The following is a 15322-nucleotide window of genomic DNA, read 5'->3' on the forward strand; positions in this document are numbered from 1 at the left end:
GACGGTTTCTGGAATACGTACTAAGATACGTACATCGATTTTCGCCGGACCGTTCCATGCGCTGGGCCTGCCTGTATTTCCCCGAACTGCCGCTCGATGCCGTGCGCCCGCCGGACTGCCCGCGCGAGGTGCCGGCCGCCCTGGTCGATGGCCCGCTGCGCAGTCCGCGCATCGTCTTGAGCAATGCGGCCGCGCGCGCCGCCGGGGTGCATCCCGGCCAGTCGCTGGCGGCCGCGCGCGCCCTGCAGCCCGGCCTGCCGGGCTGGCGGCGGGATGGCGAAGCCGAACAGCATCTGCTGACCCTGCTGGCCGATACGGCCTATCGCTACAGTGGCGAACTGAGCCTGGCCAGGCCGCGCGCGCTGCTGGTCGAGATCGGTGCCAGCCTCGACCTGTTCGGTGGTTGGCCGGCTCTGGAACGTCGCCTGCGCGAGGATTTCGATGGCTGGAACCTGGCCTATCGCCTGGTCGCTGCGCCGGTGGCGGCCGGCGCGCGTGTTCTGGCCGGCTTGCACGATGGCATCGCGCTCACCACGCACGCGCAGCTGATCAATATTCTTGGCAATATTCCTGTTGAAAATTGCGGACTTGAGAGAAAAACATCAAGTAATTTGATAGCAATGGGCCTGACCCGTCTCGGCCCGCTTTTTGCCTTGCCGCGCATCGAGCTGACCCGGCGTATCGGTCCGCAGGCCCTCGACCATCTCGACCGTATGCGTGGCCTCGTGCCCGAGGCCTTGGTCAGCTACCAGCCGCCGACCCGCTATGCGCGCCGGCTCGAATTCGACTACTGCATCGACAGCGTGCAGGCGCTGCTGTTTCCGCTGCAACGCATGCTGCGCGACCTCGGCCGCTTCCTCGTCGCACGCGATGGTGGCGTGCAGTCGTTCGAGCTGATCCTCGAACACGAGCATCAGGCGACCACGCGGATCACGGTCGGCCTGCTCGAAGCCCAACGCGACCCGGCCATGCTGCTCGAACTGGCCCACGCCCGTCTCGAACGCGTCGCCCTGGTCGCACCGGTGCAGGCCCTCAACGTGATGGCCGACGACCTGCCCGCCCTGCGCCCGCTGCACGAGGATCTGTTCGATACGAATCCGCGCGAGACCCTGGAATGGCCGGTGCTGATCGAGCGCCTGCGCGCGCGCCTGGGCGACCAGGCGGTCGGCTGCTTTCTCGAAGTGGCCGACCATCGGCCTGAGCGGGCCTGGCGCTGGCAGGCGCTCGGCAAGGCGGCGCTGCGTGAGACGATGAGCCGGAAAGCATTCCGCACGGCGATGAGCGGCTTGCGTGGCGTGCCTCCACGTCCGCTGTGGCTGTTGCGCAAGGCCATTCCGCTGCGTCCGGATCCGCTGCGCATCCTCGCCGGACCCGAACGCATCGAGAGCGGCTGGTGGGATGGCGAGGACCGCCGCCATGACTATTACGTCGTGCAGACGCGTGCTGGCCAGCGTGCCTGGGCCTATGTCGCGCGGGATGAGACCGCCCACTGGATGCTGCAGGGATGGTTTGCCTGAACCCGCCCCGCTACGCCGAACTGCACGCGCTGAGCAACTTCAGTTTCCAGCGTGGCGCCTCGAGTGCCGACGAATTGTTCGAACGCGCGGCAGATCTCGGCTACGACGCGCTCGCGATCACCGACGAGTGTTCGCTGGCCGGCATCGTGCGTGCTCTGGAAGCCTCCGAAGCGAGTGGCGTGCCACTGATCGTCGGCACCGAGATAAACCTCGACGACGGGCCGAAGCTGGTCCTGCTGGCGAGCACGCAGGCGGCCTATGCGGAACTCTGCCGGATCATCACGCTGGGACGCCGGCGCAGTGCCAAGGGCGAGTATCAGCTGGGTCGGGCCGATCTCGAGTCCTTGCATGAGGATGTACTGGTGCTGTGGGCGCCGGCGGGCCTTGCTGTCGGCGCGAGCAGCCAGAAGGCGTGTGTCGTGGATAGGCCTGCGCAGGATGCGCGCAAGATCCATGCACTGCGCTCTGCCTGGACTCCCTCATCCGCCTGTCGGCACCTTCTCCCGCAAGCGGGAGAAGGGAAAATGAAGTGTGTGCTCCCGCAAGCGGGAGAAGGGAAAGGGAAGTGTGTGCTCCCGCAAGCGGGGGAAGAAGGGACTGGGCGTGTGCTGGCGCCTGCACGAGATGACCATGACCCTGCGGACGCGACCGCCGCATGGATCGCCGGGCACTTCGGCGGCCGCAGTTGGATCGCGGTCGAACTGCATCGCGGATCCGACGATGCCGGCGCCCTCGCCCGCCTGCAGGCACTCGGCCAGCGCCACGGGCTACCCCTGGTCGCCAGCGGCGACGTGCACATGCACGTGCGTGGCCGGCGCGCCCTGCAGGATGCGCTGACCGCGATCCGACTCGGCTGCACGGTCGCCGAAGCCGGCCATGCGCTGTTCCCGAACGGCGAGCGCCATCTGCGCCGGATCGAGGACCTGGTCTCGATCTATCCGCCCGCGCTGATCGAGGAAACCGCCCATGTCGCCGCGCGTTGCCGCTTCAACCTGCGCAGGATCCACTACGTCTACCCGCACGAGCTCGTGCCGCAGGGCATGCGCGCCATCGATCATCTGCGCGCGCTGACCCTGGCCGGCGCATGCCGGCGCTGGCCGCAGGGCATTCCCGCGAGCGTCAGCCGCCAGCTCGAGCACGAGTTCGTACTGATCGAACGGCTCGGCTACGAGCATTTCTTCCTGACCGTCGAGGACATCGTGCGCTGGGCGCGTGCGCAGCGTCCGCCGATCCTCTGCCAGGGCCGCGGCTCGTCGGCCAACTCGGCGGTCTGCTACTGCCTCGGCATCACCGCGGTCGATCCCGAACACGGCAACCTGCTGTTCGAGCGCTTCCTCTCGATCGAGCGCGACGAGCCGCCCGACATCGACGTCGATTTCGAGCACGAACGGCGCGAGGAAGTGATCCAGTACGTGTTCAACAAGTACGGCCGCACGCGCGCGGCGCTGGCAGCCACGGTGATCCGCTACCGCGGCAAGAGCGCGGCGCGCGACATCGGTCGCGTGCTCGGCCTGGCCGAAGACCAGCTCGACCAGCTCAGCCAGGCCTATGCGCATACCAGCGAGGACCTGCCGATCGCCGAGTCCCTGCGCGAACGCGGCTTCGATCCACAGGCGCCGGTCATGCGCCGCGTGGTCGGCCTGGTCGCCCAGTTGCGCGGTTTTCCGCGCCATTTGTCCCAGCATGTCGGCGGCTTCGTCATTTCCGAGCATCCGCTGCACACCCTGGTCCCGGTCGAGAACGCGGCGATGGCCGATCGAACGATCATCCAGTGGGACAAGGACGACCTCGAATCGCTCAAGCTGCTCAAGGTCGATTGCCTCGCGCTCGGCATGCTGACCTGCCTGCGCAAATGCTTCGATCTCGTGCGCCGGCACGAAGGGAGGGATCTGGAGCTGGCCACGGTGCCGCAGGACGACGCGGACACCTACGCGATGATCCGCGCGGCGGATACCGTCGGCGTGTTCCAGATCGAATCGCGGGCGCAGATGTCGATGCTGCCGCGCCTGCGTCCGGCGGTGTTCTACGACCTCGTCGTCCAGGTCGCGATCGTGCGCCCCGGTCCGATCCAGGGCGGCATGGTGCATCCCTACCTGCGCCGGCGGCAGAACCTCGAGGCGATCGACTATCCGCAATCGGCCAGCGAACGCGCGACCGGCAAGGGCGAGTCGCGGGTCAGGGTCGTGCTCGAACGCACGCTCGGCGTGCCGATCTTCCAGGAGCAGGTCATGAAGCTGGTCGAAGTCGTGGCCGGCTTCACCCCCGGCCAGGCCGACGAACTGCGCCGCGCCATGGCGGCCTGGAAGCGCAAGGGCGGCCTCGAACCGTTCCGCGAGCGCATTCGCGACGGCATGCTCGGGCTCGGTTACGAGGAGAGCTATTTCGAACGCATCTTCGAGCAGATCAAGGGCTTCGGCGATTACGGTTTCCCCGAATCACATTCGGCCAGTTTCGCCCTGCTCGCCTATGCCTCGTCCTGGCTCAAGTGCCATTACCCGGCCGCCTTCACCTGCGCCCTGCTCAATTCGCTGCCGATGGGTTTCTACGGCCCCGCGCAACTGATCCGCGATGCGCAGCGCCATGGCGTGCGCGTGCTGCCGGTCGACGTGACCATCAGCATGTGGGATTGCACGCTCGAAGACTCGACCGAAACCCGATCCGGGCGGGCGCATGCCCTGCGTCTCGGCTTCTCGCGCATCTCGGGCCTTTCCGAAGCGACCGCACGACGCATCGTCGAAGCACGCAATACGCAGGCATTCCGCGACATCGCCGATCTCGTCCATCGCGCCGGCCTGAATGCGGGCGAACGCGCGCGCCTGGCCGATGCCGACGCGCTGCGCAGCCTCAGCGGTCATCGCCACCAGGCGCGCTGGGACAGTGCCGGCGTCGAGCCGCCGATCGCCGTGATCGCCGATGCGCCCTTGAACGAGGAGTCCATCCAGTTGACTGCACCATCCTTGCGTGCGGACGTGATGAGCGACTATGCAAGCCAGGGCTTCACCCTGCGCCGGCATCCGCTGGCCCTGGTCCGCGACGCCCTCGACGCGCGACGCATGCTGCGCGCCCGCGATGTGCTCGGCAGCCGCAACGGCCGCCGCGTGCGTTGTGCCGGCCTGGTCACCGTACGCCAGCGTCCCGGCACGGCCAAGGGTGTCACCTTCGTCACCCTCGAGGACGAGACCGGCATCCTCAACATCATCGTCTGGGCGGCCCTGGCCAGCAGCCAGCGCCGCGTGCTGATCGAAAGCGCCGTACTCGGGGTCGAAGGCGAACTGCAATCGAGCGAAGGCGTGCAGCACGTGATCGCCCACCGCCTGCTCAATCTCGATGCCCTGCTGCCCGAACTCGGCGCGCAGTCGCGTGATTTCCATTGATCATACGGCGATGCGCGGAGCGCATCGCACACATCGGCGTGCCGCTACCCCGTGCCCGCATAAAGCCAGAAACGGAACCGGACCAGGCCACCCGGCAAGCCGATTCTCTGCATCAACCGGCAAGCAGGACAACGAGCCGGCCCCCTTCCCCGGAAACCCACGAGTACCCGCGATGAAATTCCTGTTGACGCTTGCCCTGATCATCCCCTGCCTGGCCAACGCCGAAGGCACCTCGTTGCGCAAGCCCTGCGACGAACTGAAATCCGAAATCGCCGCCAGGATCGAACACAACGGCGTGCGCGCCTATTCGCTCGAAGTCATCGCCGCCGACACGGAGTCCGACGCGAAGATCGTCGGCAGCTGCAACGGCGGCACACAGCGCATCGCCTACCGCCGCGGCGAATCTTCAGCTTCGGCGCCGACCCGGCAGGTTGCCACCGCCCTTCACTGACCCCACGAGGAGGTGATCGATCGTCCCGGCCCGATCCTGGCCGGGACTTCCCCTGTCAGGCCGCCTTGCGGGCCAGGCAGACGGCGAGCGCTTCGACCACGCGGTCGACACTCTGCGGGTTGCTTCCGGCTCCCATCAGGCCGATCCGCCAGATCTTGCCGGCCAGCTCACCGAGGCCGGCGCCGATCTCGATGCCGAATTCGCTGAGCAGGCGCTTGCGGATCGCGGCCTCGTCGACCCCGTCCGGTACCTTGACCGCGTTAAGCTGCGGCAGTCGCGATTTCTCTGCGACCAGCAGCTCGAGCCCAATCGACTCGAGTCCGGCCTTGAGGCGCAGATGATTCTCGCGATGCCGCGCAAAGGCCGCATCGAGACCTTCTTCCTGCAGGATCAACAAGGCTTCGTGCAGCGCATAGAGCATGTTGATCGGCGCGGTATGGTGATAGGCACGCGCGCCGCTGCCCTGCCAGTAACCCATGACCAGGCTGAGGTCGAGGAACCAGCTCTGCACCGGCGTCTTTCGCGCCTTCAGGGCGACCACGGCTTTTTCGCTGAAGCTCAGTGGCGACAATCCGGGCGGTGCCGACAGGCATTTCTGCGATCCCGAATAGACCGCATCGGCGCCCCAGGCGTCGGTACGTAGAGGTATGCCGCCGAGGCTGGTCACCGCATCGACGATGCTGAGCGCGCCGTGGTCGCGAGCCAGCCGGCACAGCGCCTGCGCATCCGATTCGACACCGGTCGAGGTTTCGGCGTGGACGAAGGCCAGGGCCTTGGTGCCCGGATGTGCCTTCAATGCCGCATCGACCTTTTCGAGGTCGACCGGGGTACCGAAGGCATCATTGACCATGACCGGAGTGGCCCCGATGCGCACGACGTTTTCGCGCATGCGGCCGCCGAAGACACCGTTCTGGCAGACCACGACCGTGTCGCCCGGTTCGACGAGATTGACGAAGGCCGCTTCCATGCCGGCCGAGCCCGGTGCCGAAATCGGCACGGTCAGCGCGTTGCGCGTCTGCATGGCAAAACGCAACAGCTCCTTCAGTTCGTCCATCATGCCGACGAAGCGCGGGTCGAGATGGCCGATGGTCGGTCGCGCCATGGCATTGAGCACGCGCCGCGAGACCGGCGATGGACCGGGGCCAAGCAGGAGGACGTCAGGGGGTTGGAAACTGGCCATCGCCTTCTCTTCGATTCGGGACAGCCGATGAGTCTAACCGAGAGCCTGCCCGACCGGGTCTGCCGGCTTGCGTCAGGACGCCCAGGAACGGCTCGGGCAAGGCGACCTTGCCAAGCCAGCCCAACTGGGTTCCGGAGAGCACGCGCAACATCAGGCCGCGCATGCCCCAGAGTCGACCGAGGCGATGAAACGCGAGATCGCGCAGCGCCCCGAGCGCATCGAGGTCGGACTGGAACAGCGGGGTCAGCCAGCGACTCCAGAACTGGTAGGCGCGCACATGGCGCAGGCGCACCTGCTCGTAGCCGGCGAGTGCAAGCTCGACCGAAGGAGCTTCACGCAGGGCGTCGCGCAGCGCGAGCGCGTCAAGCAGGGCCATGTTCACGCCCTGCCCCAGCTGCGGACTCATGGCGTGCGCGGCATCGCCGATCAGGGCCAGGCGATTGCGCTGCCAGCGGCGCGGAATGGCGTCGCGGTAACTGGCACGACTGAGCTGCACGGCATCGCCGATGCCGTCGAGCAAGCCACGCAGCTCGGGCCAGAGCGCCCGGATTTCATCGAGCCAAGGGGAAACACCGGCCGCCGACCATGCCTCGAAACGGCCCGTCGGAAGGCTCCAGAAGAAGCTCAGTCGCGGCGTCGGATCACCCGGGCGCGTGCCGACCGGAAGCAGTCCGACCATCTTGCGTGCCATGACATAGCGCTGTCGAAGCTCACACGGGAACGCCCAGTCGCCCTCTTCCAGCAGACACCACAAGGCGCCCCAAGGATAGGGTCTGTCCAGCTTCGGCGGACCCGCCCCGGCTCGCAGCAGCGAGGCCGATCCGTCAGCGCCGAGAACCAGATCGAACGGCCCATGGTTGCGACCTGTATCGTCCACGATGCGCCGGCCATCATCGCTGCACGAGACAATGCGGCGGGCGCAGTGGACCTGTACCTCGGCATCCAGTGCGGCGGCCAGGATCGAGAACAGCGCGCCACGCTGCATGCCGAGTCCGCACATGCGCGGATCGAGATTCGCATAATGCATGTCCATGACCGATCGACCCGACGGCGTTTCGCCATACAGGCGATCGACGCGGCGGCCGTGCACGAGCGCCGTTCCGAGCAGATCCATTTCCCAGAGCACGCGAAGACCGACCGGTTGCAGGAGCACCCCGGCACCGACCGGACCGAGCGAAGGCGAACGTTCGAAGACTTCGACACGGTGCCCGTCACGCGACAACAGGATCGCCGCGGCCTGCCCTGCCGTTCCGTAGCCGACGATGGCGACGTGCAGCCGGTCCGCCTGTCGCCTATGCATGCGCCGATTCGGCCGGGCGCATCGCTGCCCTCACAGCTTGTCCAGGGCCTGGGCAAGGTCCCCGATCAGCACATCGGCGTCTTCAAGTCCGATCGAGAGGCGAACCAGGCTCAGTGGCAATCCCGCCGTCGCGCGCAGCGGAGCATCGGGGGGAAAGACGGCGCAGACCGGAAATGCGAGGGATTCGTAGCCACCCCACGACACCGTCATCAGGAACCGCCGAAGCGCATCGCAAAAGCGCTCGACCGCGGCGACCTCATCGGTGGCAAGATCGATCGTGATCATGCCGCTGGCCCCGGATATCTGGCGTCGGGTCAGGCCGAGTTGTGGATTGTCGGTCGCGTGCGGGTGGTGGACGCGACGTATCTTCGGGTGCGCTTCGAGAAATCCGAGGACCCGCATCGTCGTCGCCGCGACCCGTTCCATGCGCACGGCCAGGGTGCGCAACCCGCGGATCAGCAACCACGCGTCGTGCGGCGAGAGGATCGCTCCAAAGGTCATGTAGGGCCCCTTGAAGACCTCCCGCAACAGCGCTTCGCTGCCGCACAGCAGGCCGGCGACGACATCGGAATGGCCATTCAGGTACTTGGTCGCCGAATGCGCGACGAGGTCGATACCGAGCGCAATCGGAGACTGATTGAGTGGCGTGGCGAAACTGTTGTCGCAGAGCGTACGGATACCGCGCCCACGGGCGAGCCTGGCGACCGCGGCCAGATCCTGTTGCTCGTAGGTCATCGAGTTCGGACTCTCGAGCACGACCAGGCGCGTCCCGTCCGTGATCGCCTCTTCGAAGTTGCCGATATCGGTGCCATCGACGAATGTCGTGGCGACGCCGAACTTCGGCAGCAGGTCCCGCAACAGGCTTCGCGTCCAGCTGTAGGGTCGCGCCACGCAGACCACATGATCGCCGGCACGGATGCTGGCGAACACGGCTGCGGAAATGGCCGCCGCGCCGCTGCCGAAAGCCAGGCAGTCTTCGGCCCCCTCCAGCGCCGCCATCTTCTTGCGCAGGATGGCCACGGTCGGATTGTTGCCGCGCGTGTACAGATGCTCTGCGAACTCATCGGCGAAGCCCGTGCGCATCCTTGCTACGGTCGGATAGGCGAAGATCGACGACTGCATGAGCGGCGGCGAGACCGCGCCGTGATAGCCCTCGCGCTCTTCGCCGAGATGATTGAGGATGTAGCTAAGGTCCATGGCCGCTGGCTGGCCCCTGGTCATCGACGCGCTGCAGGTGTAGACGACTGCTCTGCTCCGAGCCCGCATGCCGATAGGTCTCGATCCGGTCGAGACTGCCGTCGTCGTGGATCACGAAGCGAAGCCGGACCAGATGCGAGGCATCGGCGTCGGCGAGATTGGTCGCATCAAGGTATTCGAATACCAGATCATCGTCGCTGCCGGCCTTCAGCACGAGTCGCGGCTGGTTGCCCTGCCCGCAATAGTGGGTGGCCATGATGCGGTCGCGGTCGCGATGAAAGACCGACATCGTTTCGCCGGGCGTGCCTTCCTGCCAGGTCTCGACGAGCACCGAGCCGCGTGCGGTCGGCGCGTAGCCCAGGCGCATGGCCTGTCCGCTGTCACCGGTTGCCTGCCAATGTCCGCTCAGACTCATGAGTGTGGCGAAGGGATCCGCAGCCATAGCGGCTCCGGCCTTGGCGCAAAGGAACACGCACCCGGCCAGGGCCAGCAGGCGCAAAATCACTGCGCCGCCCCGAGCAGGTGCCGGCGGGTTTCGGCGGCGATCTGCGGATCGTTCAGGGCCATGTGCACCGTCGCCTTGACCAACCCGAGCTTGTTGCCGCAATCGAAGCGCGTACCCTCGAAGCGATAGGCGAGGACGGGCTTCTCGTGCAGCAGGTCCTCGATCGCGTCGGTCAGCTGGATTTCACCACCGGCTCCGGGCCGGGTCTTTTCGAGCAGGCCGAAGATGCTTCCCGGCAGGACATAGCGGCCGACGATCGCCAGATTCGACGGCGCAACCTCCGGCTTGGGCTTCTCGACGACCAGGCGGATCCGTGCCGCCCGCTCCGAGATCGGCTCGGCATCGACGATTCCGTATTTCCCGGTATCGGCCTGCGGCACCTCTTCGACGGCCAGAACGCCCGCGTCTTCGCGCATCGCCACTTCATTCATCTGGCGCAGTGCGCCGGGGCGGCCGGAACCCGGATTGCCGTTCCAGATCAGGTCGTCGGCGAGGACCACACCGAACGGCTCGTCGCCGACCACGGGTCTCGCACAGAGCACGGCATGGCCGAGTCCAAGCGCTTCGGGCTGGGTTACGAACACGCAGCGCACGTGCTTGGGTAGGGTTCCCTGGACCAGCGCCAGCAGTTCGTCCTTGCCCGATCTGGCCAACTTGCTCTCGAGTTCGTAGGCCTTGTCGAAATAGTCGGCGATCGCGTGCTTGTAGCGATTGGTGACGAAAATCAGGGTATCCGCGCCGGCATCCACGGCCTCATCGACGGCGTACTGGATCAAGGGCCGATCGAGGACCGGCAACATCTCCTTGGCCACGACCTTGGTCGCAGGCAGGAACCGCGTGCCGAGGCCCGCGACCGGAAAGACCACCTTGCGCAATCGTCCGTTGCTCATCGAATCACTCTCCAGCAGGGTTCAGGAAGGCCGCGCCGAGAATGGAATCACGGTGGCCGTGGTATCGCTGCCGCGCGCCTCGAACTCCGGCAGCAGCTGATCGAGAATACGGCGCAACAGGACCTCGTCGAATTCCCGCACGGCCTGCTCGGCCTGCTGCATGAGCATCGTCAGCAGGCTCCAGGCCATGCTGCGCGGCTGCGCCAGGAAAATCTTCGCGTGTGTCGTCGCCTGGTAGTTCTCGAGCGGGTGAAACAGCTCCTCGAACAGCTTTTCGCCGGCCCGCAGTCCGGTAAAGGCGATCTCCACGTCGCGCCCCGGCTGCTTGCCGGCGAGCAGGATCATCTGTTCGGCCAGATAGGCGATCTTGACCGGCTCGCCCATGTCGAGGGCAAAGATCTCGCCGCCCTTGCCGAGTACGGCGGCCTGCAGGATCAACTGGCAGGCCTCGGGGATGGTCATGAAGTAGCGCGTTATTTCCGGATGGGTGACCGTGACCGGCCCACCGGCCCTGATCTGTTCGCGGAACAGCGGAACCACCGAGCCAGCGGAATCGAGCACGTTGCCGAATCGAACCGTGATGAAGCGGGTCCTCGATTGCGCGGCGAAATTCTGGCAATAGATTTCCGCAGCGCGCTTGCAGGCACCCATGATGCTGCTCGGATTGACCGCCTTGTCGGTCGAGATCAGGACGAAGCACTCCACCCCGTGCCTGTCCGCTGCCTCGGCCACCGCGTGGGTCCCGAGCACGTTGTTGCGGAATGCCTCGCGCAATTGCTCCTGCAACAGGGGCACGTGCTTGTAGGCCGCGGCGTGGAAGACGACCTGTGGCCTGGCAAGGGAAAAGACGCGCTCGCATCCCACGGTATCCCCGCAATCGCCGATGCGCGCATCGAGCAGCAGCTCCGGAAACTCGCGACGCAATTCCTGTTCGATGCGGTAAAGGTTGTATTCGGAGAGTTCGAGGATCGTCAGCGAGGCCGCTCCGAGACGGGCGACCTGGCGGCAAAGCTCCGATCCGATCGAACCACCGCCGCCGGTAACGAGAACGCGCTTGCCGGATATGCCGGTGCGGATCGATGTCCAGTCGAGCTGGACCTGTTCGCGCCCGAGCAGGTCCTCGATGGCGACCTCCTTGAGTTCGCCGAAGCTGGAACGCCCGGCCACCACATCGGCAAGCCGCGGCATGGTGCGGAACGGCAGACCGGTCTGTTCGCAAAAGCCGACCACGCGCTGCATCTGGACGCTGGTTGCCGACGGCATCGCGATCAGCAGCATCTGGGCAGCAGTCTCGCGTGCCAGGTCCGGCAGCTGCTCGAGCGTTCCGAGAACCGGTACGCCATGGATGCGGGCGCCGCGAATCTGCGGATTGTCGTCGAGCATGCCGACCAGCCTGTAGCGGTTTTCACGGACCAGGCCACGGACCAGCGTGTCGCCGGCGCGGCCAGCGCCGAGCACGAGCACGCGCATGGCCGGCGAGCGTGACAGGAAATCGAGGCGATTGTCCTTCCAGTAGCGGTAGGCAAGGCGCGGAAAACCCAGCAGCAAGGCCAGGGTCGGCGTATAGACGAGCAGGACCGTGCGTGGCACGGTCGCCAGCCGGTTGTAGAGGAACAAGGTGACGGTGATGGCCAGCGCGCCGAGCGTGGCCGCACGCAGGATGTTCCACAGATCCGGAAGGCTGGCGAAACGCCATAGCCCCTTGTAGAGGCCGGTAATCCAGAAAATCAGGCCTTGCGATGCCAGTACGAGCAGCACTTCGGGCCCGAACAGACCAAGTTCCGGGCGCGCGCTTTCGAAGGACCATCGAATCGACGTGATCGCGGTCCAGGCAAGCCAGACCATCGTCAGGTCGTGGACCACGACGGCGAGCCTGGGATGGATCTTTGCGATGATGCGATTGATCATGTCGACCTGGACCCGACGGTCCGGATTGTCCGCAGGCAGTAGCGCTTGCCGGCCGCCCAGCATGCCACGGCCAGGAGATAGGTGAGCGCAAGCGCCCAGCTCCCGGAGCTCGAACGGACATCCACCGATGCCAGACCGGCGGGCAGCGGATCGCGCGTCCGCAGGCTCCAGTAGATCATCGGCAAGGCGACTGCAAGATTCCAGCTCATGTACATGCCTACGACCTGGGGATGGCTGTAGCCGCAGCGGACCAGCCACTGGTACAGGTGTTCGCGGTGCGCACTATACCAACGCCGGCCGCTCAGCACCCTCGAAAGCAAAGTCGCCGTACTGTCGACGACGAAGGCCGAACAGGCAATGAATCCGGCCCAGAACGCCGTGGGTACCGCGGCCATCTGGCGAAACACCGCGACCGCGATCAACAGGCCGAGCACGCCGCTGCCGACGTCACCCATGAAGATGCGTGCACGCGGAAAATTGAACGGAAGAAAACCGAGCGTGGCCGCGGCGAACAGACCGATCTGCTGGGCTTCGCCGAGACGGCCGGCCTGGTGGCAGATCCAGGCCAGCACGCAGAACACGAACAGGGCCTGGGCGCCGAGCAATCCGTCGATGCCGTCCATGAAATTGTGCAGGTTGATCGACCCGACCAGGGCGAGCCCGCAGCACAGCGCGGCCGCGATGATCCAGGGCAGCGCCGGGTTCGAGCCGGGATCGCGAAACAACAACAAGAGCGCCGGCACGCCGAGGATGAAGGCCGCAAGGCAATGGGCGAGCAGGCGCCAGCCCGGGGCCAGGCCGCGGTGATCATCGATCCAGCCAACCACTGCGACCAGGATGATGGCTCCGAGCAGAGGCATCGAAGCGATCATGCCGGCGGCTCCATTCCGAATCTCCACCAGCGCCAGCATCGACAACACGACCGCAATCACGATCGCGATTCCGCCACCCCGCGGCGTCGGCAGTGAATGCGATCGCCTATGCCCGGGCTGGTCGATCAGTCGGCGCTTGAGCGCATAGCGAATGCTTGCGCGGGTCCCGAACAGCGCGACCACTGCTGTTGCCAGGGCCAACAGCAACCAGACGGCATCGGAAACACCCGGCATGCGTGCCCTACTCGCCGACGACGCTGTGGATGGGCCGGATCGTGCTCCAGTTCTTGCAGCTCGGACATTGCCAGTGATGAGCCTTGGCACCGAATCCACAACGGGTGCACCGGTACATCGCCTGCCCCTCGAGCAGCTTGCGGGTCAGGTCGCGCTGGATCAGCAGGCTTTCCCGCGCCTCGCCTTGCGCAGTATGCAGATTGGCGTCGATCAAGGCCATGAGGGCACGCACCGACGGGCGCTGATGCAACTGGCGTGTCAGGAATTCAACCGCCGCCTTTTCGCCCTTCGTGCGTGCGTACAACCTGGCCAGGGCCAGCACGGGCGAGACGCCCTGGTGGCGTTCGGTCATGCGCAGCAGGAATTCCTCTGCGCGCTGCATCTGGTGGGCCCGGGCATAACAGTCAAGCAGGGGCGAAAGTATCTCGGGTACGTAGTCGACATCGCGTTCGGCCACATGCTCGAACGCATCGATGGCCGCGTCGAGATTGTCGTTCGCAGCCTCGATATGACCGAGGATCATGCTCGCACGCACACAATCGTCTTCCGCGGCCAACGCCGCATCGAGGCATCGCCGCGCTTCATCCCAGTCGCGGCGGGCCCGTGCCTGCTCGGCCAGTTCGCAGTGGAACTGGGCGATCAGCGATCCGCATGACTCTCCGGTCGCCGTCTCGAGCCGCGTCGCATTGTCGATGGCCTTGTTCCAGTCGCGCTCGTGCTGATAGATCGATACCAGGTGGGTCAGCGCCGACGATGCCAGCGCATCCATCGTGACGAGGTCGGTGAACAGTGTTTCAGCCCGATCGAGCAAGCCGGCGCGCATGTAGTCTTCGCCGAGTTCGAGCAAGGCAACGGTCTTTTCCTCGTCGGTCAGACTGGGCCGCGCGATCAGGCTCTGGTGGACTCGAATCGCGCGATCGACCTCGCCACGGCGCCGGAACAGGTTGCCGAGGGCGAGGTGTGTCTCGACCGTATCGCGGTTGTATTCCGCCAGCTTGAGGAAGACCTCGATGGCCTTGTCCTGCTGTTCGTTCAGCAGATAGTTCAGGCCACGGAAATAGTTGCTCGACAACTCGCTGACGCGAGCGCCGGAAGTCCGTTCGCTGCCACGTCGGGCGACGTACCAGCCGGAAAAGGCCGCTACCGGAAGCAGCAGGAAAAGCAGGGAAAGTTCGCTCATGCGTCGCCGGCAGCGTTGTCGCGGTTCACCATTGCGGTCAGTTCGGCCCTCGACTCCCTCAACAGGCGATTGCAGTTGCGCAATTCCGTGCGCAAGCGCCGGACGCGCAGGACCCAGACCAGCAGACCGCCAAGGATCCAGCCAGCCAGCAAGGCCGCCAGCAGCGCGGCACCCTTCGGCAGCAGGAATTCGGTGACATAGAGATCGAACGCGATGCGTTCGGCGTTCAGTGCGCCGAACGTGGCGCCAAAAACGATGGACAGCAGAATCAACACCACCACGCCAAGTCGCATGGCCAATCTCTCCAGGAGACGATCGCCGTGCGGCGATCCTAAGGCAATCAGTGGCTGCTGTCGGAGGGAGTGGAGCGAATGCCCCCATTCACCCGTTCGCGCAATTCCTTGCCGGGCTTGAAGTGTGGCACATGTTTGCCGGGCAAGGCGACCGCGTCGCCGGTCTTCGGATTGCGGCCCATGCGCGGTGGGCGAAAGTGCAGCGAAAAGCTCCCGAATCCGCGAATCTCGATGCGTTCGCCGTGCGCGAGCGAATGCGTCATCTGTTCGAGCATGCTCTTCACGGCCAGCTCGACATCATTGCCGGCGAGATGTTGCTGACGGATGGACAGCGCTTCGATCAATTCGGATTTGGTCATCGCTGAAAGCACTTTGGTCGGGATAAAAAAGTGCCCACCACCCCGGTGGTGGGCACCATCAG

The 15322-nt window shown here is 65.6% G+C and carries 13 protein-coding genes; 3 read left to right on the forward strand and 10 right to left on the reverse strand.

Features of this window, described 5'->3' with window-relative positions:
* Nucleotides 1-56 precede the first annotated feature (56 nt).
* The 3 genes from BM125_RS03450 (at nt 57) to BM125_RS03460 (ending at nt 5342) form a co-directional block, all read left to right on the forward strand.
* The gene (locus tag BM125_RS03450; protein ID WP_092404908.1) at nt 57-1517 is read left to right on the forward strand and encodes a Y-family DNA polymerase; all 1461 of its coding nucleotides are present in this window, start codon (nt 57-59) and stop codon (nt 1515-1517) included.
* A complete protein-coding gene (locus tag BM125_RS03455; RefSeq protein WP_092404910.1) occupies nt 1505-4891 on the forward strand; it encodes an error-prone DNA polymerase in 3387 nt (1128 codons plus the stop codon). Before BM125_RS03450 ends, BM125_RS03455 begins: the two co-directional genes overlap by 13 nt.
* Nucleotides 4892-5063: 172 nt before the next feature.
* The gene (locus BM125_RS03460) at nt 5064-5342 is read left to right on the forward strand and encodes a DUF1161 domain-containing protein (protein WP_092404912.1); all 279 of its coding nucleotides are present in this window, start codon (nt 5064-5066) and stop codon (nt 5340-5342) included.
* Nucleotides 5343-5397: 55 nt separating this feature from the next.
* On the opposite strand, the gene BM125_RS03465 is transcribed toward BM125_RS03460, so the two are convergent.
* The 10 genes from BM125_RS03465 to BM125_RS03510 are packed head-to-tail and all read right to left on the reverse strand — an operon-like array spanning nt 5398 to nt 15260.
* The gene (locus tag BM125_RS03465; RefSeq protein ID WP_092404914.1) at nt 5398-6522 is read right to left on the reverse strand and encodes a pyridoxal-phosphate-dependent aminotransferase family protein; all 1125 of its coding nucleotides are present in this window, start codon (nt 6520-6522) and stop codon (nt 5398-5400) included.
* Nucleotides 6500-7822 carry an FAD-dependent oxidoreductase gene (locus BM125_RS03470; protein ID WP_092404916.1) on the reverse strand — a complete coding sequence of 441 codons (1323 nt, stop codon included), beginning with the start codon at nt 7820-7822 and terminating at the stop codon, nt 6500-6502. Before BM125_RS03470 ends, BM125_RS03465 begins: the two co-directional genes overlap by 23 nt.
* Nucleotides 7823-7852: 30 nt before the next feature.
* Entirely contained in the window at nt 7853-9019 is a 1167-nt protein-coding gene (locus tag BM125_RS03475) for a trans-sulfuration enzyme family protein (RefSeq protein ID WP_092404918.1), read from the reverse strand.
* Nucleotides 9009-9524 carry a hypothetical protein gene (locus BM125_RS03480; RefSeq protein ID WP_092404920.1) on the reverse strand — a complete coding sequence of 172 codons (516 nt, stop codon included), beginning with the start codon at nt 9522-9524 and terminating at the stop codon, nt 9009-9011. The genes BM125_RS03475 and BM125_RS03480 overlap by 11 nt, the downstream gene beginning before the upstream one ends.
* Nucleotides 9521-10414 carry a UTP--glucose-1-phosphate uridylyltransferase GalU gene (gene galU / locus BM125_RS03485; RefSeq protein ID WP_092404922.1) on the reverse strand — a complete coding sequence of 298 codons (894 nt, stop codon included), beginning with the start codon at nt 10412-10414 and terminating at the stop codon, nt 9521-9523. Before galU ends, BM125_RS03480 begins: the two co-directional genes overlap by 4 nt.
* A 21-nt stretch (nt 10415-10435) precedes the next feature.
* Nucleotides 10436-12322, reverse strand: a complete 1887-nt coding sequence (locus BM125_RS03490; protein ID WP_092404924.1) for a nucleoside-diphosphate sugar epimerase/dehydratase — start codon at nt 12320-12322, stop codon at nt 10436-10438.
* Nucleotides 12319-13428 (reverse strand): MraY family glycosyltransferase, encoded by a 1110-nt coding sequence (locus BM125_RS03495; RefSeq protein WP_092404926.1) that lies wholly within the window; start codon nt 13426-13428, stop codon nt 12319-12321. Before BM125_RS03495 ends, BM125_RS03490 begins: the two co-directional genes overlap by 4 nt.
* A 7-nt stretch (nt 13429-13435) precedes the next feature.
* Complete coding sequence (lapB, locus tag BM125_RS03500) at nt 13436-14608, reverse strand: lipopolysaccharide assembly protein LapB (protein ID WP_092404928.1); 1173 nt, start codon at nt 14606-14608, stop codon at nt 13436-13438.
* On the reverse strand, nt 14605-14901 hold the full coding sequence (locus BM125_RS03505; RefSeq protein ID WP_092404930.1) for a lipopolysaccharide assembly protein LapA domain-containing protein: 297 nt from the start codon (nt 14899-14901) through the stop codon (nt 14605-14607). Before BM125_RS03505 ends, lapB begins: the two co-directional genes overlap by 4 nt.
* 47 nt (nt 14902-14948) lie before the next feature.
* The gene (locus BM125_RS03510) at nt 14949-15260 is read right to left on the reverse strand and encodes an integration host factor subunit beta (RefSeq protein WP_092404932.1); all 312 of its coding nucleotides are present in this window, start codon (nt 15258-15260) and stop codon (nt 14949-14951) included.
* Between the last annotated feature and the right edge of the window lie 62 nt (nt 15261-15322).

Origin of the sequence: Dokdonella immobilis (assembly GCF_900115085.1) — a bacterium.
GTDB classification, from domain to species: domain Bacteria; phylum Pseudomonadota; class Gammaproteobacteria; order Xanthomonadales; family Rhodanobacteraceae; genus Dokdonella; species Dokdonella immobilis.

Excerpts from the sequence above, each read along its gene's own strand:
- BM125_RS03450 (WP_092404908.1), top strand. The coding sequence starts at position 57 with ATGCGCTGGGCCTGCCTGTATTTCCCCGAACTGCCGCTCGATGCCGTG.
- BM125_RS03455 (WP_092404910.1), top strand. The coding sequence starts at position 1,505 with ATGGTTTGCCTGAACCCGCCCCGCTACGCCGAACTGCACGCGCTGAGC.
- BM125_RS03460 (WP_092404912.1), top strand. The coding sequence starts at position 5,064 with ATGAAATTCCTGTTGACGCTTGCCCTGATCATCCCCTGCCTGGCCAAC.
- BM125_RS03465 (WP_092404914.1), bottom strand. The coding sequence starts at position 6,522 with ATGGCCAGTTTCCAACCCCCTGACGTCCTCCTGCTTGGCCCCGGTCCA.
- BM125_RS03470 (WP_092404916.1), bottom strand. The coding sequence starts at position 7,822 with ATGCATAGGCGACAGGCGGACCGGCTGCACGTCGCCATCGTCGGCTAC.
- BM125_RS03475 (WP_092404918.1), bottom strand. The coding sequence starts at position 9,019 with ATGGACCTTAGCTACATCCTCAATCATCTCGGCGAAGAGCGCGAGGGC.
- galU (WP_092404922.1), bottom strand. The coding sequence starts at position 10,414 with ATGAGCAACGGACGATTGCGCAAGGTGGTCTTTCCGGTCGCGGGCCTC.
- BM125_RS03490 (WP_092404924.1), bottom strand. The coding sequence starts at position 12,322 with ATGATCAATCGCATCATCGCAAAGATCCATCCCAGGCTCGCCGTCGTG.
- BM125_RS03495 (WP_092404926.1), bottom strand. The coding sequence starts at position 13,428 with ATGCCGGGTGTTTCCGATGCCGTCTGGTTGCTGTTGGCCCTGGCAACA.
- lapB (WP_092404928.1), bottom strand. The coding sequence starts at position 14,608 with ATGAGCGAACTTTCCCTGCTTTTCCTGCTGCTTCCGGTAGCGGCCTTT.
- BM125_RS03505 (WP_092404930.1), bottom strand. The coding sequence starts at position 14,901 with ATGCGACTTGGCGTGGTGGTGTTGATTCTGCTGTCCATCGTTTTTGGC.
- BM125_RS03510 (WP_092404932.1), bottom strand. The coding sequence starts at position 15,260 with ATGACCAAATCCGAATTGATCGAAGCGCTGTCCATCCGTCAGCAACAT.